Below are 19,983 nucleotides of genomic sequence, written 5' to 3'. Positions count from 1 at the left end.
GGTGGCCACTGTATACCAAAGCAGGTTGCTACCGGTTGCTGTTAATGCGGTAGCAGTAGTGTTCTGACAATAAGTTGGAGAGCTGGCTGTTGGTGCAGTTGCAGGACTGCCAACAGTAACTGTTATAGGTGTTCTTGCACTTTCACAACTACCCGCCGGTGTTTGGGTTACATACCAGGTGGTAGTCCCTGCTGATGCGGTTGAAGGCACCGGGGCTGTTGAGCTACCTGTACCGTTGGTGGCCACCGTGTACCAAAGCAGGTTGCTGCCGGTAGCTGTTAATGCAGTGGAGGCAGCACTCTGGCAATAACTGGGTGAAGAAGCAATTGGGGCTGCTGCTAAACTTTTTATGGTAACCGTTACAGGAGTGCGTGTACTTTCACAACTGCCCGCCGGTGTTTGGGTTACATACCAGGTGGCAGAACCTGCCGAAGCAGTTGAAGGCACTGGGGCCGTTGAACTCCCCGTGCCATTGGTAGCCACGGTATACCAAAGCAGGTTGCTTCCGGTAGCTGTTAAGGTAGTGGCGGTAGCACTTTGACAATAACTGGGTGAGGTAGCAGTGGGTGCTGCTGATGCGCTGTTGATAGTAACCGTTACAGGCGTTCGCGTACTTTCGCAACCGCCCGCCGGCGTTTGGGTCACATACCAGGTGGTGGTACCAGCTGATGCGGTGGATGGCACCGGAGCTATTGAACTACCTGTGCCATTGGTGGCCACCGTATACCATTGCAGATTGCTGCCGGTAGCTGTTAATGCAGTGGCGGTAACATTCTCACAATAACTGGGCGATGCAGCGGTGGGTGCTGCTGGTAAACTTTTTATGGTAACTGTTACAGGGGTGCGGGTGCTTTCGCAACTACCCGCCGGCGTTTGGGTTACATACCAGGTGGTGGTACCTGTTGCAGCAGTTGAGGGCACCGGAGCTGTTGCACTACTGGTACCATTAGTAGCCACGGTATACCAAAGCAGGTTACTTCCGGTAGCCGTTAATGCGGTGGCAGTAGCATTCTGGCAATAACTGGGCGAAGTGGCGGTTGGTGCTGCTGCGGCGCCTCCACCGGCAGTTTCATAAGCGCCCACATCCAATGCAGTTCCCTGAGGGCGCGTATTGCCTTCATAATCGGTAGTCAAACCGAAAACGGGATATCCCTTGTCAATAACCGGGCTACAGGGTGTTAAATGAAAATCATTGCCGGCAGCATTCACGAAAAGCGGATCGGCATCAAGATTACTATTGCCAACGAGCGGCGTTACCAGGTCCAGATCGCTGTTGCTGAAAGAAATATTTGGACCTACAGTAACACTGGAATAAGGCCCTCCAGATGTCCAGACAATAACATTGGTCAAAGAAACATTGCTGACGGCTGCACCAACCGGCTGATTAAAAGCCACCGGCGCTGTATTATTGTAAAGGGTACAGTTATCCATTGTAGATGACACACGTCCGGTATAGGGATTATCTGCCAGCGATGCAAATACCGACCCCTGTGCGGTCAGACTGTTGTTGTTGGTAAAAATACAATTCTGCATAACGGGCATTCCCCAATCGCCATTCAGCGTCACTGCCCCAACGGCGCCGCCAAAAACAGCTGTATTATTGTCGAACAGAAGTGTATTTAAATTAAAAAAAGACTGGGCGCCGGCTCCATCCCCATAGGAACAGAAGCCGCCGCCATATACGGCGAAGTTGTTAATGATAATATCATTTCTCAGATCAGCATAGCTAACATCACCCGCCAAAGCCAGTTCCAGCACGCCCCCGCCCGAATTATTGGGCTGCGGCGTAGTGCTGCCCGGATAACCGGCATTGGCATTGCCGTCGCGAATGGTAAATCCATCGAAATCGCGGCCGCCCTGAAATCCCTGTAAGGTAACTACGTGGTACGAATTGTCGCTGGCATTGCCGGGTACGCCAATGTCGCCGCTAAGAATAGTAAGATATATTTGCGGGTTCCGCTGGGTACGTGCCGTTTCTGTACCTGCAAATCCACCATAAACACTATAACCGAACGATGCCAAAAAAGTAGCTGCCCTGTTGTTGGTAGCAGTTGGTTTGTAGGTGCCCTGCGCCACCCATATTTCGTCGCCGTAATTCGCCGGGAATGTCAACGACGCCAGGGCTACATTCAGATCATTATAAGCCGTTGCCCAGCTGGTGCCGGCGCCAGGGGTGGGATTGTTAATATTAACGTAGCGAATGACAGCAAAACTGCAGTTAGCCGATAACAGAAATAAAAGAATGTACAATACCGGCGGGGTACGAAATGCAAACATAGAATGCGGTTAGTTGTAGAATTTTTCTAATAAGTTATTGATCAGTTGCTTAAGGGTTTATATCTACGTTCTTCAACGTAAACAAACAAACATTTAATACATAAAGTATATGTTTTTTTTCGAAATGCCAGGTGCCGGCTTACCAAATGGCTTTATTCCAGGCAGCCGGGTGTAAATAAGAGGCAAGAGGCTTTGGATTAGATCTACGGCTCTTCTATTTAAAGATATACTTGTAGAAAATGCTATCAACTGCCATTCGTGAGAAATCAGGAGGTAACGAGTCAACAGGCACCCGTTGAAAATGATTTTTTTCATAGAAACGATGAGCGGCATGAAATTGATCAGTTGTGCCCAGGAAGATCTCCTGCAACTCTTTTTCCTTTGCCCAGGAGAGCAGCGTGTTCAACAACTCTTGTGCTACGCCATAGTCTTTGCCCCGGTAATCTTTATGAACAAACATTTTTCGCAGGGCGCCCTGCTGGTTGCCAATATCTGAAAGCGCAATGGTGCCGATCACGGTGTTGCCAGTTATCGCTAACCAGAAGTTGCCGGCGCCCTGCTGGTAATAACCGGGAATATCCTGCAGATCGGGTTGGTCACCGGCTGTTATCGCTACATTGAACTCTTCTGTTTGAATGGAAAGGATCAGGTCGATTATTGGTTGCTTATAATTGTCGGTATAAACAGCTACGCTATAGTTCATAGCCAAATGTACAAAATAGTAAGCAGCGTAAAACGATACGCATAAATAAACACGCCGTATAAAAAGGCTGAAAATGCACGCTGGTGCAGCGTTTTAACCGGTTAAGGGTAATATTGACCTGAAAAACGAAACGTTTTCCAACATTCTCCCAACTAACTTTAATTAATCACCTGGCGATTTAAAAGAGCCGTAATAAGCTGACGCAACCCAAAAAACAGCTGTTGCCAACAGTTAGGTTACCACATCCGTTACCTTTTAGGTTACCTCCCATCCCCTGTTTATATTATTGTTAGTGTAAACAATTAGATTACCTTTTCAAAAAATCAAAGTCCCCTATTTAACTTAACATAACGTCAACAAACGAGGCACATTAATTAGTATGTGCAAAAGTGACATCCATCTAAACCACTTACATATTCACAAATAGCAATCGACCGAAACCCTTTACCAAAGCCACCTTCAAGGTTATTCACTTTATTCTTCCTGCATATAAAAAAATTTTGGCAGTGAGCATGAGCCAAACTAGGCTACTCATAATTTGACATCACCTACCGATCAACTATATATTTGCTGTATCGAAAAACGAGACAAATGCAAAGGGCTAAAATTATGCAACATAAAAAAGAAACAGTGATGCGAAGACGCGATGTAGCCACACTGGTAGCCGGTATTCATGGGGTTAGCGCTGACCATGTTAGAAAGGTAATACGAGGTGACAGGGAAAATGATCAGATCCTGGCCACCTATATGCAGATCATTGAAAATGACAACCTGTTATTACAGGCAGCAAAAAAAATTGTACCCTTTAACTCACCCGATCCCCAATCATAAAAGAGTTAAAAAAACTGGTATCTTCTCTCCAATACTATTACCACTGTGCTTACTGATCCTTCCATCAAAATCCCATTGTTGACCCCGTAAAACTGTTGACAGTTGAAATTTATTGATAACAAATTGTATCTCGGATTTTCTGAGATGGTGAATGCTATTGCCCATGCTACCGGCAAAGAGAAAGAAAAAGTAGCCGTGTATTTGCGTAAAGCAAAAAGTACAGGCACCAAATGCTGGACTTTTTTAAACGATCCGGACGATCGCCGCAGGGTGTTGGTTCAATATGAAGCGCTGAAAGAGGAGTATAAGAAAATGGTGAAGGAGCTATTCGGTAACCCTTATGATCATATGGCAAAAGAGCCCATTTTAAAAATGGTGCAACCCGATCAAAAAGCTGAGGCCTTTTTTCTTTCCTATGTATATAGTGATAACCGGTTTTTACCAACCGAGCATGTAACAAAATATGTAAAAGCGGCCAGCTGGCTAAATATGCTCAATGAGATCAACCGCAACAAGAAGGCCATCAAAAAGCAATTGAACCTAAATCTTGATCAGTTCTGGTGCCATGTGTGCGACATTATTAAATCAGAAGGGATCGATCTGCCGGCCAGCTATCAGCGGTTGCGCAATAAAATGACAGAATACCAGGAGAAAGGATACGCCTGTTTGATAGACTGGCGATTCGGAAATTCCCTGGCCAGGAAAATTGACGATGATGTACTGAAGAAATTGCTGGAGCATCCCAATCAATATGATGATGTAATGGTATGCTACCTGTATAACAACTGGGCCAATCAAAACAACCGTGAAGTAATTGGCGCCCGCATTGTAAGCTTGCGCAGAAAAGAATGGGAACATGAGATCATTGCCGGACGCGAAGGCTGGAACGCCTTTAATGAAAAATATGTGCGCCAGGTAAAAGGGTTGCCCGCCCGCACCATGCATCCGCTGGCGCTGGTTGAATGTGATGATTACAATTTCAATTACTACTTCACAGACCCTGATTTACCAGGAAGCGGCAAAGATCTGCAACGGTATGTTGGTTATATAGTGGCCGACAGTAGTATAGGGTTGGTATTGGGCGCCAGTTACCGGCATGCCAAAGCCCCGGTTTTTGATATGGTACGAATTGCCTGGCTCGATGCCATGTATTATATCCGAAGCCTCACCGGAAGCGATCAGTGGTATCTGCCCTTTGAAGTGAAGGCCGATCATTGGAATCAAAAAAATGCCTTTCCCTTCTTCGAGCGTATTGCCCGGTTTGTAAAACCAGCTGTAGGCAATAAACACAGAGGATATATTGAACAACTGTTTGGAAGCGATCATGCTAAGCGCGCAGAAAAACTGGCTGCGCATAATGAGCTCAATTATAATGGTAACAACTTAACGGCCCGACATGCAGGTGTAAACAGGGAAGTATTAAAAGCCAATGCAAAAAGGCGCCCGCTAATTGGTGACCATGCCAGCGAACAGATCGATAAATTCCTGTATTACATGCGTAACATTCCTGCCATTACAAAAAATGATCTGGAAGCGCCCGGCCGGGAAGTGCAATGGAAACAACGATGGAATGAATTGAGCGATGATCAAAAACGCTCCATTACCGATCTGCAATTCCTGCACCTGTTTGGCTTTTCGCATGCACCACAGGGAAGATCGGTAACTATCACCAACAGGGGCATTGAACCTGTTATCTACGGCACAAAATACAGTTACGACCTGCCTGATTATGTGACTATGCAACACCTCATTGGCAGTAAGGTTACTGTGATCTACGATCCATACGACATGAGCCGGGTGTTGATCACCGACCATGACAAAATCCGCTTTATAGCCAGGGAAGCCAGTCTGCAACCCAGGGCGTTGGTATATCAATACGATGGAAGCAGAAAAGCATTGGATATGATCCTCAACGAAAAGAAAGCACAGGTGCAAAAAGTAGCGGCCCTCTCGGCAGCACGCACGCATGAAATAGATTCAAAAGCGCTCCTCTTAGCAGGCCTCGCGCCCAAAGAGCTGCTGGCTGATGCGGAGCAGGCCTATAATGAAGAACAGAACAGCCAGTCGAAAACAACAGAAGAGGAACCCACCGGCTTCGATGTATACAAGAACATTTTTAACCGATAAAATTGAAACAATTATGACTGATCAAAAAAAGAAGGCAACGATAAATACATGGACCGTTGCACCTACCAGCGTATTCAATAAACTAACAGCCTATTTCGATGATGCGCAACGGCATCCCCGGGGTATTCATGCAATTATTATAAATGCCAGCATGGGAAAAAGCATTACGGTAAAGGCGTTTGCCGAACAAAAGCCTTCTGTGTATTATGTCTGTTGCCACCGCCACATGCCCATTCGTACGCTGCTGCGCGACATGCTTACCCGTATGGGCAAAGACAGCAGCGGCACTATTGCCGAGATGCTCGATAACCTGGTTAACAATCTTGAAAAAGACAACACACCACTGTTCATCATAGATGAGGTTGACAAACTCAAAGATGAAGTACTGGAAATGTTTGTTGACCTGGAGAACAAGTTACACGGCAAATGCGGACTGGTATTTATTGCCACGCCTTATTTAAAAAAGCGGATTGAACTGGGCGTGAACCGGAATAAACGTGGGTTTGCTGAACTCTACAGCAGAATGAAAAAAATATTCTGGGACCTTACGCCGGCCAAACAGGAATTTAAAAAAGATGTTTCGCTCATTTGCAAAGCTAATGGTGTAAGCAATGAGCAAACTATCATCGAGCTGTATAATAAATGCGAATATGACCTGCGGGTATTAACTGATCTGATCATTGCATTCAAAGCCGCAGCCTGACCACTAAACCTGCCTGTTTTTCCCTGTTTTTGTAGCATAAAAACATATAACAGCCTATAATACAGGCTAGTAAGAAAAAAGTACTATCGAATAAAAGTACCACAAAGAACAAAAAACCAATCAATCATGCAGTTAGTTGATAATGCGAAAAAGCTTCCTAAAAAGAAGAAGATCAAAATATTAAGACCTTCCCAGATAGTTTCAAAAGAAAGGGATCTTTACCCGTTCGAAGACACATTTCGCGAGTCGTTTGGTTGCCCGGAACAGCATTCAAAATGGTTTATCACCGGCCCCTCATTTGCAGGTAAAAGCTCTTTAATATTCACCCTGTGTAATTACCTCACTCATTTTGGCATTGTAGATTATAACAATCATGAAGAAGCAGGCGGTGATAGTGAAACCGTATCGCACAAGATCATTCAATCGGGCATGCAGGATAAAGATGGAAAGGTAAGATTATACAAGGCGCCCATCGAAAGTGACGATCATGAAACTTTCGGTGAGCGGTTGTTGAAAAAGAGATCAGCCGATTTTGCCGTGCTCGATAGCATCCAACACGCTGAACTGTCAAAAAAGCAATACCTGGAATTGACCAACACCCTCTGTCATCCGAAAAAAGGGAAGTCGCTAATTTTTATCAGCCATTGGGTAAAGAACGATTTTACCAGGTTCATTAAACACGACTGTGATATAAAAATTGAAGTAATGGGGTTTGTTGCCTATGTGGAAAGCCGTTATGGCGGCGGTAAACCCTTTCTGATCTGGGAAGAAGGTGCAAAAAAATACTGGCGTAAAAAGTATAAAGATGTACTAGAAGGAAAATACTGGCCAGGCAAGAAAAAGTAACCAATGCACATTGTAGTTATTTAACAACCTCCATGAAACAAATTGTTGCATGGAGGTTTTGCTTTTTGTGACAAAGATCGCTTGTATATATTCCTTTCAATTACGATTATTGTAGTGCAATACGTATGCGGGGAATCAACACACTTTATACAGATATATTCGACCAGTCAAAAGAGTCCACACCCAGGTCCGGAAAGGGTCGCAGTTCCCATTTGCACCAGGCCCGCAATGAAGCCCTTGTAAGCCGCTATTTTTACTACGGAAATTTTTTCGACCGCAAATTCAGCTACGAATTCATTATCAAAAAAGTGGCTACAGAATTCTATTTAAGCCCCGTTACTGTACCCGAGATCATTGAAGCCAATTACAATTTCCTGGTAAAGCTCAAAAAAGAGCAACCCGCCATTAAATACTTCAAAGACAAATGGCCACACCTGGTGTGGTAGAACCCGCTCTCCTACTCTACGTCAATATCTAATTTAGCCACTTTAATAGTATAAACAGGTGTAGCGCTTGTATCTTCCATGGTAGTTGTAAAATACACCATTCTAACCCTGAGATCATCCTTTCTGTCTTCAGTAATTACCTGCAGCCGCGTCAGTGGCTCACCAAAAACATTTCCTTCCTGGTCGGTTGGTTGCCAGCCCTGCAGCGCTTTATAGAGCTTCGCTTCTATTTCATAACCTGCTATAGCCTGCCCACTCACCGTATCTGGCGCCGTAACCGGCGGGAAAGCCAGGCGTAGTTGAATGGTAACCTCCCCCCACTGGCCCAATTCACTTTCTGCACCAAAGTAAGACGGCGTAAAATCAATCAAAACACAGGGCCACGGAAGAGCCGGCGTTGAATCGTTATTATCGATCTGGCGCCAATCCTGCTCAACCAGTAATATTTCAGGAACAGTTTGTTGGATGCGGGCTTTTAGCGCCAGCAAAAGCAATGAGTAATACGATTGGTACATAGTTGCGTACTTATTATACCTCAAAAATCGCCTATTTAGGTGGCAGTTTAAAAACGTAAAAAGTATGATACCGCAGTTACCCACGTATATAACCGAAGAGGATGCGGTGTTACAGATCCCTCATTTTGAAAGCCCTGTGAATCGTTGCAGTTTTGTGTTGTCAACGGCACGGAACCATTTCTACAAGTACCAGCAACAACAGTGAAAACACAGGTAACCGGCCAGCCCCGTAAGGCTGCACCCGGTTATCGAGAAAAGAGATTATGCAGATAAATGAAATGCTCGTTAGTGCGCTTACCGGTATAACAACAGCAACAATAACCTGGTATGCCGCCCGCAACAAAAACAAGGCAGAAACCTATGTAAGCGAATTAGATGCGGTAGAAAGAGCCGTGAAGGTATGGCGCGAGCTGGGTGAAGAAATGCAGCAGAAATATGAATCATTACACGATGAAATAGAATTGCTGCGGGTAGCAATAAAAGTATTGCAGGAAGAGAACAGACAGTTAAAGCAGGAGAACCTGCGATTATTACATCAAATAAAAACACTGACCGGTGAAAAAGGCTAATGCAATATTCATAACCATTTTAGTGGTGTATGTTATCATAATGATGGCATTATTGTTTAGCTGCAAAACCAGTAAGCCGGTTATAGACCAGGTAAAAGACAGCACGGTTGTCAAATACTATTACAGGGACTCTGTTATTACCCTCCCTGGCGACACGGTTCAACTTATAACCAGTGTGCCCTGCCCTGACGCGAAATGGCAGGCGAAGGCGAAAAACGGAAGAACGATGCTGGTAGCCAGCCTGAACAAAGGAGAGCTAAGCATTGATTGCAAACAGGATAGTTTATTGTTACGCATATCCTTACTGGAAAAAGAATTAGAACGAAAAACCAACACCATTGTGCATGTTCCGGTACCGCAGGAAGTGATCCAGTACCGGACGCCCTGGTGGGCAAAGATAGCTTTGGCAGTAAGTCTCTTATTTATAACCGCCTTTTGTATTAAGAACTGGCGATTAGTGGTCGCAGGTGCAAAAGCAATTATACAATTCTTTATATGATACTCTCAGCAAGAGCACTTGATATAGCAATAACCCAGTTGGGCGTACGCGAAAAAGGCTCCAGTAATTCAGGGCCGGAGGTAGACAAATACCTGAAAAGCGTAGGGCTCACAGCCGGTTTTCCCTGGTGCATGGCGTTTGTATACTGGTGTTATAACCAGGCGTCAATAGAATCAGGCGTTGCTAATTTTCTAATCAGGACTGCCGGTGTTTTACATCAATGGAATGAACAGCAGCCTGTAAGAAAGATAGTGCTCGATAAAGTGCTTAAAGATCCGGCCATCATTAAACCGGGCGCCGTTTTCATTATGGACCACGGCAAAGCAAACGGCCATACCGGTCTGGTAGAAAAGATACATGGCTCTTATATAGATACCATCGAAGGCAATACCAACGATGAAGGCAGTCGCGAAGGGTACGAGGTTTGTCGCCGTACGCGCAGACTTACCGCTATAAAAGGGTTCATTCAATAAAACAGATCATGGAACGATCATGATACTTCAAAAATTTAAAATTCTCAAATTCTCATTATGTCATTACCCAAAGTAAGTATTCTCTACAGCAATGGCAACCTGTTACAGGACGTAGATGCTGTAGATGGGATTGCAGCACTCTGCGGAACCGGCTCTACGGCCGGTTTGCTGGGAGTGCCCACAACGGTGTACAGCCTTGAAGATGCCGAAGGCAAGGGTTTTACCGAAGCTGCCGAACCGGAATTATATCGTCATCTAAAAGAGTTCTATGGCGAATTGGCTGGCAACCAGGAATTACACGTTATGCTGGTTCCAAACACCATGACCATGGACCAGATGCTGGACAATACCAATGAAGCCGGCGCTAAAAAACTGATCACCGATGCACAGGGCAAAGTAAGATTGCTGGGTGTGTTTCACAAACCTGCAGCCGGTTACAATGGCGGTACCGATTTTATCGATACCCAGGTTGGTGCAGCTATCACCAAAGCAAAGGTTTTTGCTGAAGCCCGTTTGGCTGAACTGGTTCCCCTTCGCATTCTGATCGAAGGCCGTGTAGCGAACGCCAGTGCCAACAATACCCTGCAACCGAAGACCAGCAGCAATGGTTATGCCGGTGTGGTATTAGGCGGCACCCGCGCCGATGGATCAGCCTCAGTAGGTTTGGCATTGGGCAGAGCGGTAAAATATGGCGCTCACATTAAGCTGGGTAAAGTAGCCAATGGTCCGCTTGCTATCAGCACCGCCTATATCGGGGACAAGCAAATTAAAGACGTTATCAATCTGACTGAACTGCACGATGCTGGTTTCATCAGCCTGATGCAACACCCGCAAAAAGCCGGTTTCTATTTTGGTATCGACCGCATGAGCAGCACAGACGATTATCGCCTGCTGGCATATGGCCGCGTGGTTGATAAAGCTGCTGTAATTGCCGCCGCTGTTTATGTAGAGGACCTGGAAGGCGAAGTAGCAATTGATGCAGATGGAAAGATCGATGTGAGCGTGCTGTCGCACCTGGAAGCAAAGATCAGACAACAAATTAACCTGAATATGGCCGATCAGATCAGTGCTTTGATCGTGTACATCAATCCTTCACAGGATGTGATCAACACCGGAAAGCTGACCATCAAATTACGTGTTCGTCCTTTCGGCTATACCTCATTCATTGACATTGACCTGGGCCTGGAAGCCCCGGCTATTTAAACAATAAATTATGCCAGCATTTAGCACAAAAGAATGCGCATGGGCGCAGGTATCAGTAACCGTATTAGGCCGTAAAGTAGTGGGCTTACGCGGTTTTGAATTCAAGAAGACGGTAGAAAAAGAGCATTTATATGCAGCCGGCGATATGCCAATCGACATCCAGTCGGGCAATAAAAAATATGAAGGAAATCTTAAGCTGTTAAAGTTTGAAGTAGATATGATGAACGACGCAGCGATAAATGCAGGCTATGCCGATATCCTGGATGTGCCTCATTCCTCCATCACCATTACGTGCGATTATAAAAACGTACGCACCGGTAAGATCAGAACGATCACTGCATCCGAAGTTGCCTTTTCAGAGCTCGGCAGAGCGATGGAACAAAACGCAAAAATGACAGAGATCACACTGCCCTTTATTGCGATGAATATCTCGGAAAAATAAACCATTGCATAATCCCATCACACATGATACAAACAGACAACAACAGAGGTTCAAGTATTAAAGACATCAAGGATCGCGACCGTAAAGACCAGGAAACGCAATTGCGCGAACAATGCCAGGAAATGGCGTATGAACGCTTTGGCGAAGAACAGGTGATAAAATGGAGCAACCAGAATAAAGGACTATGGTATTTGCCTGTGCTCGATGAAAGCGGTGAGAACATTGAGGCCCTGGCTTTAATGAAACCAATTAACCGGCACATCCTTTCCTATGCTTCTACCAAGCTCAGCGATGAAGGCTTATATGCCTTCCTGGAGCAATGCATGCGCGAGTGTTTCATTGCAGGCGATGAATTTATTATCGACGACGATGAATATTTCATTCCTGCAGCCATGAAATTCAACTCCATTCTGGAAGGTAAAAAGGCCGCCCTTTTAAAAAGATAAGCGATGCATCGGAGAAAGCCGAACAAGACACATTCGGCTTTCTTGAAACAATAGTGGAATACTATACGGGGCGTGATGCATCGCTTCTTTCTGATGACGCCCTGGTGATGAAACTGGCACATATTAACCGCATAAGGAAAATGGAAGCGGAAAGCGGATATGGTAAAACATTAAACTCATTATAGCGTGGCGAATAATATAGCTGAACTTTTAGTGGTCTGGAAAAACTTCAGGCACGACGTGGTGGATGTAGCCAAAGACCTGGCCGACGTAGGCAAAGCTGTGCGTGCAGAAGTATCTCTTTCACCAATAAGGCAGTATGCTAAACAAATAAAAGAAAAGAACGCTATTCTGGGGGAAAGCTTTGAAGATCTCGACAAAAGGATACAGGGAATTAAGGAAAGGATCAGGAACAGTTCCAATGCAAAAGATCTAGAAGTGCTCACGAAGAACCTGGACCTGATGAATAAAGCTGCGGCGAAACATCCGGGTTATGCGCCACCTGCAAACAAAAGCGAGTATAAACCAGGCGATGAAAACAAAGACAGCAGAGGTAACGCCAAAGGTGGCGGCGGCTTGTTGAGTTCTATTGGCGGCTTCTTCAAAAAAGTGAACCCGGTTGCAAAAGCAGTGTACGGTTTTTTGGATGGCGGCGAAAAGGACGATGAGGAAAAGAAAGGCAAACAAGGCGGAGGCGCAGCCGGAAAGACTGCAAACCTCAAGGACAAATGGGAAGGCGCATTAGGTACCGTGGCGGATTCATTTAGCCCGTTATTGGACAAGGTAAACGCTCTGGGCGCTACTTTGATAGACAAGCTGTTACCGCAGGTACTTGCGTTCGCTCAACCAATAATGGACCTGCTCAGCAATTTACCATTCGATTCCATTCTGAATAATGTATTGAATGTAGTAACGGCTATCCTGGGCGCGGTAGGCCCCATCCTGGAAGAACTGAAGCCATTGTTCGATAGCCTGTTTGAAGCCTTCGCACCGATCCTGGATAGTGTGGGCAATCTTATTGTAGCGCTGGCAGAAGGGCTTGGGCCAATACTGGCCGCTATAGCGCATATTGCTGCAGCTATCCTGGGGCCCATTATAAAAGGATTGGGAAAAGCATTTTCCTGGCTGATCGATCTGGTTACGGGTATTGTAAAAATTGTTTCTCCCCTTATAGAATGGCTTACTGATATCATTGGCTGGATAGTAGATGGAATTGCCTGGGTGTTAGGCCTGGACAATGATAAGAACGGGACACTGCAGCCTTCCAATGAAACGAAATTCTTTGAGCAGCAAAAGAAGAAGAACAGTGTTACAGCTTCGGATGCCACAAAACAACCGGAAAGCACACTGGTAAGATCTGCCGATAATACGGCCGGCATTAAAAATGCTGATGCGCAATCCCAGGCGAACAAAACAGCCGGTGATATCACCAGCGGAGGTCCGCGGGTTATCAATATCAATGGCGTAAAGTTCACTGATAAAATTGAATTGCACATACTGAGTGCGAAGGAAGGCCTTAACGAACTGGAAAGCCACCTACAGGAAATGTTTTTGCGAATCTTAAACAGCGGAGCAGCATTACAATGAGTACTATATCATTCGATCTGGAAAAACTATATCAGCAGGTTTTTGGCGGGAAGCCCTATCAGATCCCTCCGGAGATCAAAAAAGATCCTACAGAGGAACCTAACGTCATCAGGAGAACGCCCTCCAAGAGTTATGTATTGTTGGAGAAATATCTGAATCGTGAAATATGGCTGCCCACCCGCCTGGCAGAGCTCAATATAGACAACTACGACCGAAGTGAATTTTATCTTCCTTATTGTGTTGTAAAAATATCGGGCAAAAAAACCATTGTAAAAACACCACTGGCCGAACGCCAGGGTACAGTAAAGGAATTGTATAGTATAGATGACTATTCTATCAACCTGAAGGGCTTTTTTATCGATAACAAGAACCGGCTGTTCCCTGAAAAAGATCTTGATGTCTTGAGGCAGGTCTTTGAAATGAAGCATGCTTTTTCCATCGACAATGCTTTGATCAATATCATGTTGGGCAAAGAGGTGAAAGTGGTTATGGAAAGCTTTGATCTTCCGGAAGTGGAAGGCGGCCGCAAACACGTACGGCCTTATAATATTCAACTCGAAAGCGACAGCGTATTTACATTGGAGGTATAGCACATGTTTACAATGACTTCTGAAATAAAAGTAAAAGGCTTTAAAAATATAATCAAGCCCAACTCCATCAAATGGAAGCGGAGTATAACTGATTATAGCGATACGGCCACCATCACCTTACCCACTATCGCCATGCTTAAATCGAATGGTGGAGAAGATTACAAACAGGTGGAAACCGGTTTGCAATTCAGGGAAGGCATGGAGGTGCTCATCAAATGCGGATATGATGGAAAAAATCAAACCCGTTTTAAGGGTTTCATCAGGCGCATTAATCCAAAGTCGCCGCTGGAACTGGAGTGCGAAGGGTACTCCTACCAGCTTCGCAAAAAACAGAATATCAATAAAAGTTATAAGGCTGGTGTAAAGCTTACAGACATTCTCAAGGACCTTGTACGCGACACCAATATTCTTTTAAGTAAGCAGATCCCGGAAATAATCTTTGAATCACCGGTGACCTTTACTAACAAAAAAGCGACAGAAGTGCTCGACTGGCTGAGAGACAAGATGCTGCAAACCGTGTATTTCAACCTGAATTACCTGTATGTTGGTTTAAGGGAAACCCAGTTAAAGCCAACCATTACACTCAGGCTTGGATGGAATGTGGTTGAAAGCAATGAATTAAAGTTCAACGACAAGCGCGAGCTGGCTGACGTAAAGATCTCTATGGTGCAAAAAGGAAAGGATGGAAAAACGGAATCTGCTACAAAGTCTGATCCTGATAACAAGAACGTGAAGCAGATGAAGCTGCCCTGCCGGGTAGATAAAGCAACGCTGAAAAGGATTGAAGATGAGCAAAGGAAGAAAATGCAAAACCGGGGTTATGAAGGCGCTATTACTGCATTCCTTGTTCCTTATGCCGAACCGGGCATGGCGGCTACCATAGAAGATAAAAAGTATCCTTTGCGAAACGGGAAATATTTTATAGAAGCTATAGAAGGAGAATTCACTTCCGGTGGGGGAAGGCAAAAAGTAAAAATAGCATCCACTTTGTAATATGGGCAGAGAAGAACAAATACGGGAATTGCTCGATGAACGCGCAGCCAGGGTTGGGCCACAGCCAACCATGCTGGCCACTGTCAGGGACGTAAATACCACAGAAGCTACCTGTGTCTTATATGATGCAGAGACCAACCTGGAATACTACGACGTTCGGTTAAGACCGGTGATCGATGGCAGTGAAAGTCTTACTGTTTTTCCTAAAAAAGGCAGTTGGTGTCTGGCTGCGCGTATTGAAGGCACCGATGAATGGATGGTACTGGCCTGCACTGTTATTGAAACATGGCGTCTGGAAATTGACGATACATTCATTGAACAGAATGCAACAGGGTTATTGATCAGAAAACAGAACGATACCCTGCGCCAGGCGCTTGAATTAATTATCCAGGCTGTAATGAAAATAGCAGTGATCCAGGGAACAAATCCCGACTATCCAAAATTGCAGCAGGCATTAACAAAAATTCAAAACATACTCCGGTAATGGCTTTAAGTAAAGATGTATTGGGCGCTGCCTTGTACAACAGGGCGAATGCTTACAATGATAATATCGAGGACATCGATCAGGCGCGGCAGGATTTCTGGAAAGCAGTGGCTGATGAGATCATCAGGCACATAAAAAACAACGCTAACCTGAATATTCCCGGAACGGGTTTGGTTGCCCCTCCGGGCGGCGGCCCCGTAACCGGAGTTAGTATAACCGGAAATATTTTATGATTGACTTATTATTAGATAGCACCAGTAATGATCTGCTGATCGATGCAACAGGAAACTGTAAGATCGGCAAAAGTGACCAGCAACACCAGGCCCTGCTGTTGTTAATTGACAAAGGCGGTCTGAAAGAAAATCCTGATGCCGGTGTAGGCGCTTTTAAATACCTGGAATCGGAACAGACAGATGTTTTCTTACGGGAGATCCGCAATCAATTTTCTGATGATGGTATGCTGATAAACAAAATCGCTTTTGAAAATAACAAACTGTCGATAGACGCTCCATACAATGACTAATGTAACAGTATCATACGGGCAAACCTGGCTCGACATTGCTTTGCAGGAGCTGGGTGACATGGAACGGGCAATTGAACTGGCGCAGTTAAATGGCCGGGCAATCACCGACGACCTGCAGGCAGGTGAAGCACTCCTGGTGCCTGACTTTGATCAGGAAAAAAGAAGCATCATTCAATTGTTCCGCAACACGGCCAACAGGCCAGCCAGTGGCGACACATTCAATGCTGCGGAACCTGGTTCAACCGGCAATGAAGGCATCGAATTCTGGGCTATTGAAAACGACTTTATAGTTTCTTAAAAGGAAATAGTATGCTGACAAATTATTTTAAACCAACACCAAAAAAATTATTGAAAATATCCCTTGCCCTCAGAGGCATGGTGGCCACCGTTAGCGGGGCCGCTTATTTTCAAAACGATCTTAAAGCAGCATTCTGGTTCCTGGTAGCAGGCGCAGGCATCGACTTTATTATTCAATGCCTCGATCCCGGTACAGGAACCGGTAAACAACAACAAGAGGCCGGCAACTAAACTTTATTACAATAAAACATTACCCAAATAATGGCACGCACGATCACTGACATACATGCCGATATTACCAGTACCCTGGTAAATGAATTCGCTGCTGTTGATATTACAATTAATCCGGCTACCTGGAGTAAGGCCAATCTGTTAAGACTGCTCACTTACATCGTAGCCGTGTGCCAATGGACCATTGAACAGTTACAGGACGCACACAAAGCAGAAGTAAATGAACTGATCGCAGCAAAGAAACCACATTCATTACGCTGGTATGCAGAAAAAGCAAAAGCATTTCAGTTTGGCCACAACCTGGCTCCGGAGCAGGATTATTATGATAATGCCGGAGTGTCTGATGAGGATATAGAAAATTCAAAGGTGGTAAAATTTGCAGCCGTTGTTCGACAAAAAAGAGCAAATGGGCGGGTGTATCTCAGGATCAAGGCAGCCAGGGCAAATGGCGCCGACCTGGCCTCACTCGCTTCGGATCAACTCTATGCCTTAAGGGAATACTTTGACAGAATAGCAGATGCGGGTGTAGACATAGAAGTTGATAGCGGCGAAGCAGATCGCCTTCAGTTAAAATTGAGGATCTATTACAACCCGCTTATCATTGGCGCTAATGGCAGCAGGCTGGATGGAACAGACGGCACTCCTGTCCCAAACGCAATAAGGGCTTATCTGCAAAACCTTCCTTTTAATGGCCTTTTTGTGCTGGCGCAATTGGTTGACGCATTACAGGCGGTAGAAGGAGTGGAAATACCGCATTTGCTCGCATGTCAAACCAGCTACGCCCAGTTTTCACCTGTCAGTGTTGATGTTGAGTATGTACCTGATAGCGGCTACTTACGTATTGACGATGCCGATCTGAATATTGAGTACATCCCGCATAGCCAGATAAAATAAGCTGAACAATGAACGAACGCATTTTCGATATAAATTATAAAAAGCTCACTACCTGGCTAACGCCTGCCATATTGCGCAAATCAAAAACAATGGCATTGTTAAACGCCCTGGTAAGCCCGGTTGTGTATATCTACAACCTGTTTTTGATCAACCGGCGCAGTAACCTGTACAAGCTGATGATCACGCCGCAGGTGTGTTATGTTGAAATGGCCCTTAATGATAAATACGATAGCAGTAACCGGAAGATAAAGATAGTGCAGCCTAAAAGAAAAGACCCTTTGTTCTTATATAAAAAATTAGAAAGCAAACCGGTTCATCTGTTTACCAAAGGCGAAGCTACAAAACCAAAAACATGGCTTTATCAAAAAGGTGAAGCCAGCGCTTTTCAATATGATTTTATTGTACAGGTACCGGCAACCGTTTCTTTTAATATGAATGAAATGTCGGCAGTAATAGACAATTATATTCTGCCCGACAAAGTGTATAAAATTTCAATTGTGTAAACATGTATAAACGAATTGATTTTTCAAAACTCGAAGGGCTTGCTACCTACCAGGATACCCTTGATTTTTTGCAAACCTCTTACCGGGAAGCAATAAGTGCCATAGCAAAGGCATTTGGAAGCAGGGTGATCGTAACTGGTGTTACCGACCTGGGCACATCCTATAGCGATGGCTGGGTAGTTATTGACGGGGAACTGATGCCTTTTGCCGGTGGCTTAAAAACAGGCCGCATAGTGGTGGAAGAGGTTTCCGATACCGAGATCTTTAATGATGGTTCCATTCAAACCGTTTATTATACCAAACGGGCAAAGCTGGGTATTACGGGCGGCTATGCATTCACTGATTTTGTACGCGTTGATACAATGGCCGCCATCAGCCAGGGATTAGGCAACCTGATCACTGCACATAACAATTTACAGGCTGCGTTTAACACGCATACGCATTCCTGGAATCAGATAACTGATAAACCGGGATCTTTCAACCCATCGCCCCACCGCCATAACTGGACCGATATTGATAACAGGCCATCCTGGAATATACTGGGCACAGGTTCGTTTTATTTTGGAGATGTACCAGGCGATAGATATATAAAGGTAGGTTTCGCATCGGTTGGCACCTCTAATTATGTTGTAGTAGGCAGTTTGCAAAGTGTGAGCGACTGGCAGTATGTTTCTAATGACAACGATGCCTTCTGGATGGTGAAAGACAAAAGGGCTGACAGCTTTTATTTAATTCTCCAGGATATTGGAAGCCACCAAAATGATCTTCGATTCGATTACGCTTTAATTTCTCTTTAACACATGGCCATACAAAACATAAATACACTTAAAAGTTGGTTTAAACGGGGCTTTAAACCATTACAACAACAGTTCTACGACTGGATGGATAGCTACTGGCATAAAAATGAGCAATTGCCCATTTCTTCAGTGAATGGCCTGGAAAACGTTTTAAACACCCTGCCTTCACAGGAATCGATCAATGCTTTAGTCACCTTGTTCCTTCCTGAACGGATCAATGCCAACGCCAATTACATTTATACGCTAAAGGCAGGCAGCCGGCTTGAATCAGTTATTATTATCCCTTCCGCCGAGGTTACTATCCGTATAGGTACAGTTGTCGGCGGGGAAGATGTAATGATAGAATCAACCATACAGGCAAATGACACGTTTATTCTTGATTGCGCCCTGTATGCGGTGGCCGATAAGCCGGTTTATATAAACGGCATTACCGCTCCAACCCAGTTTTTAATTTATAAACGGTAATAACAACACATGAAACGGATTCTTGTTTTTGCCCTTGCATTCTTATGTCTTCGTGGTTTGGGCCAGCAAATACCCAGTCAGATCCAGGCAAAAAGAGGTGTATTCACTGATAGTCTTTTTTTGAAAGACAAATGGATCAGATCCATTTCAACCAACCTGAACACTGCTGACAGCGCCAGTAACAATGTACTGGCCACAGCAAGCGCTATTGGGCCTTTAACCGGAAGCTTTATACAAAACCAGTCATCGGTAGCACAGCCTGCAGATTTTCTTTTATATGGCACAGGTGTAATTGGCTCCCATAACAGTTTTAAAAATATCCTGGCCAACTACTGGCCAACAGTATTTAATATTACCCAGGGAAGCGGGCAATATGGTTTAAGTATACAACGGGCTTCCATCGACCAGGGACCTGCAGACATTGTACTATTTAAGAATGCAGATTGGGGTTTTGATCGTCTGGCGCCTTTGTTTGCAGCAGATCCGCTTGGAACAATGCATTTTTCCGGTGTTGCAGGGAATAACACTACCATAACAAG

28 protein-coding genes are annotated in these 19,983 nt (G+C 44.9%); 25 read left to right on the top strand and 3 right to left on the bottom strand.

All coding sequences use genetic code 11. The annotated features are described in order from the left end of the window. Positions 1–2,277 (bottom strand): choice-of-anchor Q domain-containing protein (locus ACJ751_RS21350; protein ID WP_407747549.1); only part of this gene is annotated, 2,277 nt, incomplete at its 3' end. A gap of 214 nt (positions 2,278–2,491) precedes the next feature. Continuing rightward, positions 2,492–2,980: a GNAT family N-acetyltransferase gene (locus tag ACJ751_RS21345; RefSeq protein WP_407747548.1), complete on the bottom strand. Its 489-nt coding sequence runs from the start codon at positions 2,978–2,980 to the stop codon at positions 2,492–2,494. 591 nt (positions 2,981–3,571) lie between these two features. Between ACJ751_RS21345 and ACJ751_RS21340 the strand changes: the two genes are divergently transcribed. From ACJ751_RS21340 to ACJ751_RS21320, 5 genes are all read left to right on the top strand, one after another. After that, positions 3,572–3,811: a hypothetical protein gene (locus ACJ751_RS21340; protein ID WP_407747547.1), complete on the top strand. Its 240-nt coding sequence runs from the start codon at positions 3,572–3,574 to the stop codon at positions 3,809–3,811. A gap of 102 nt (positions 3,812–3,913) precedes the next feature. Continuing rightward, positions 3,914–5,938: a Mu transposase C-terminal domain-containing protein gene (locus ACJ751_RS21335; protein ID WP_407747546.1), complete on the top strand. Its 2,025-nt coding sequence runs from the start codon at positions 3,914–3,916 to the stop codon at positions 5,936–5,938. A gap of 13 nt (positions 5,939–5,951) precedes the next feature. Next, on the top strand, positions 5,952–6,641 hold the full coding sequence (locus tag ACJ751_RS21330; protein ID WP_407747545.1) for an AAA family ATPase: 690 nt from the start codon (positions 5,952–5,954) through the stop codon (positions 6,639–6,641). Between the two features lie 126 nt (positions 6,642–6,767). Next, positions 6,768–7,487, top strand: coding sequence for a hypothetical protein (locus ACJ751_RS21325; RefSeq protein ID WP_407747544.1), 720 nt, complete (start codon positions 6,768–6,770; stop codon positions 7,485–7,487). A 125-nt stretch (positions 7,488–7,612) separates the two neighbouring features. Then, a complete protein-coding gene (locus ACJ751_RS21320; RefSeq protein WP_407747543.1) occupies positions 7,613–7,933 on the top strand; it encodes a hypothetical protein in 321 nt (106 codons plus the stop codon). An 11-nt stretch (positions 7,934–7,944) separates the two neighbouring features. On the opposite strand, the gene ACJ751_RS21315 is transcribed toward ACJ751_RS21320, so the two are convergent. After that, positions 7,945–8,448: a hypothetical protein gene (locus ACJ751_RS21315; protein WP_407747542.1), complete on the bottom strand. Its 504-nt coding sequence runs from the start codon at positions 8,446–8,448 to the stop codon at positions 7,945–7,947. Positions 8,449–8,512: 64 nt separating this feature from the next. Between ACJ751_RS21315 and ACJ751_RS21310 the strand changes: the two genes are divergently transcribed. From ACJ751_RS21310 to ACJ751_RS21215, 20 genes are all read left to right on the top strand, one after another. Further along, positions 8,513–8,653: a hypothetical protein gene (locus tag ACJ751_RS21310; RefSeq protein ID WP_407747541.1), complete on the top strand. Its 141-nt coding sequence runs from the start codon at positions 8,513–8,515 to the stop codon at positions 8,651–8,653. 58 nt (positions 8,654–8,711) lie between these two features. Continuing rightward, a complete protein-coding gene (locus ACJ751_RS21305; protein ID WP_407747540.1) occupies positions 8,712–9,017 on the top strand; it encodes a hypothetical protein in 306 nt (101 codons plus the stop codon). Next, on the top strand, positions 9,004–9,516 hold the full coding sequence (locus ACJ751_RS21300) for a hypothetical protein (protein WP_407747539.1): 513 nt from the start codon (positions 9,004–9,006) through the stop codon (positions 9,514–9,516). Before ACJ751_RS21305 ends, ACJ751_RS21300 begins: the two co-directional genes overlap by 14 nt. After that, positions 9,513–9,989, top strand: coding sequence for a CHAP domain-containing protein (locus tag ACJ751_RS21295; protein WP_407747538.1), 477 nt, complete (start codon positions 9,513–9,515; stop codon positions 9,987–9,989). The genes ACJ751_RS21300 and ACJ751_RS21295 overlap by 4 nt, the downstream gene beginning before the upstream one ends. A gap of 57 nt (positions 9,990–10,046) precedes the next feature. After that, complete coding sequence (locus ACJ751_RS21290; RefSeq protein ID WP_407747537.1) at positions 10,047–11,192, top strand: DUF2586 family protein; 1,146 nt, start codon at positions 10,047–10,049, stop codon at positions 11,190–11,192. Between the two features lie 10 nt (positions 11,193–11,202). Beyond that, the gene (locus ACJ751_RS21285; RefSeq protein ID WP_407747536.1) at positions 11,203–11,634 is read left to right on the top strand and encodes a hypothetical protein; all 432 of its coding nucleotides are present in this window, start codon (positions 11,203–11,205) and stop codon (positions 11,632–11,634) included. A 23-nt stretch (positions 11,635–11,657) separates the two neighbouring features. Next, positions 11,658–12,080: a hypothetical protein gene (locus tag ACJ751_RS21280; protein WP_407747535.1), complete on the top strand. Its 423-nt coding sequence runs from the start codon at positions 11,658–11,660 to the stop codon at positions 12,078–12,080. A 186-nt stretch (positions 12,081–12,266) separates the two neighbouring features. Beyond that, positions 12,267–13,667, top strand: a complete 1,401-nt coding sequence (locus ACJ751_RS21275) for a hypothetical protein (protein WP_407747534.1) — start codon at positions 12,267–12,269, stop codon at positions 13,665–13,667. After that, positions 13,664–14,257: a DUF6046 domain-containing protein gene (locus ACJ751_RS21270; RefSeq protein WP_407747533.1), complete on the top strand. Its 594-nt coding sequence runs from the start codon at positions 13,664–13,666 to the stop codon at positions 14,255–14,257. The genes ACJ751_RS21275 and ACJ751_RS21270 overlap by 4 nt, the downstream gene beginning before the upstream one ends. Before the next feature lie 12 nt (positions 14,258–14,269). Continuing rightward, the gene (locus ACJ751_RS21265) at positions 14,270–15,250 is read left to right on the top strand and encodes a hypothetical protein (RefSeq protein ID WP_407747532.1); all 981 of its coding nucleotides are present in this window, start codon (positions 14,270–14,272) and stop codon (positions 15,248–15,250) included. Between the two features lies 1 nt (position 15,251). Beyond that, positions 15,252–15,734: a hypothetical protein gene (locus ACJ751_RS21260; RefSeq protein ID WP_407747531.1), complete on the top strand. Its 483-nt coding sequence runs from the start codon at positions 15,252–15,254 to the stop codon at positions 15,732–15,734. Next, positions 15,734–15,967, top strand: coding sequence for a hypothetical protein (locus ACJ751_RS21255; RefSeq protein WP_407747530.1), 234 nt, complete (start codon positions 15,734–15,736; stop codon positions 15,965–15,967). Before ACJ751_RS21260 ends, ACJ751_RS21255 begins: the two co-directional genes overlap by 1 nt. After that, positions 15,964–16,257, top strand: a complete 294-nt coding sequence (locus ACJ751_RS21250) for a hypothetical protein (protein ID WP_407747529.1) — start codon at positions 15,964–15,966, stop codon at positions 16,255–16,257. The genes ACJ751_RS21255 and ACJ751_RS21250 overlap by 4 nt, the downstream gene beginning before the upstream one ends. Then, positions 16,250–16,555, top strand: a complete 306-nt coding sequence (locus ACJ751_RS21245; RefSeq protein ID WP_407747528.1) for a hypothetical protein — start codon at positions 16,250–16,252, stop codon at positions 16,553–16,555. The genes ACJ751_RS21250 and ACJ751_RS21245 overlap by 8 nt, the downstream gene beginning before the upstream one ends. An 11-nt stretch (positions 16,556–16,566) precedes the next feature. Beyond that, the gene (locus ACJ751_RS21240) at positions 16,567–16,785 is read left to right on the top strand and encodes a hypothetical protein (RefSeq protein WP_407747527.1); all 219 of its coding nucleotides are present in this window, start codon (positions 16,567–16,569) and stop codon (positions 16,783–16,785) included. Between the two features lie 30 nt (positions 16,786–16,815). After that, entirely contained in the window at positions 16,816–17,679 is an 864-nt protein-coding gene (locus ACJ751_RS21235; RefSeq protein WP_407747526.1) for a hypothetical protein, read from the top strand. 8 nt (positions 17,680–17,687) lie between these two features. Then, positions 17,688–18,182 carry a hypothetical protein gene (locus ACJ751_RS21230; RefSeq protein WP_407747525.1) on the top strand — a complete coding sequence of 165 codons (495 nt, stop codon included), beginning with the start codon at positions 17,688–17,690 and terminating at the stop codon, positions 18,180–18,182. Positions 18,183–18,184: 2 nt separating this feature from the next. Then, positions 18,185–18,979 (top strand): hypothetical protein, encoded by a 795-nt coding sequence (locus tag ACJ751_RS21225; RefSeq protein WP_407747524.1) that lies wholly within the window; start codon positions 18,185–18,187, stop codon positions 18,977–18,979. A 3-nt stretch (positions 18,980–18,982) separates the two neighbouring features. Next, a complete protein-coding gene (locus tag ACJ751_RS21220; protein ID WP_407747523.1) occupies positions 18,983–19,444 on the top strand; it encodes a hypothetical protein in 462 nt (153 codons plus the stop codon). A 9-nt stretch (positions 19,445–19,453) separates the two neighbouring features. After that, positions 19,454–19,983: hypothetical protein (locus ACJ751_RS21215; protein WP_407747522.1), on the top strand; the 530-nt coding region annotated here is incomplete at its 3' end.

Source organism: Niastella sp. (assembly GCF_045805085.1).
Lineage (GTDB): Bacteria > Bacteroidota > Bacteroidia > Chitinophagales > Chitinophagaceae > Niastella.
Note: the sequence above shows the minus strand (reverse complement) of the source record. Positions and strands in the feature narration are given on the sequence as shown.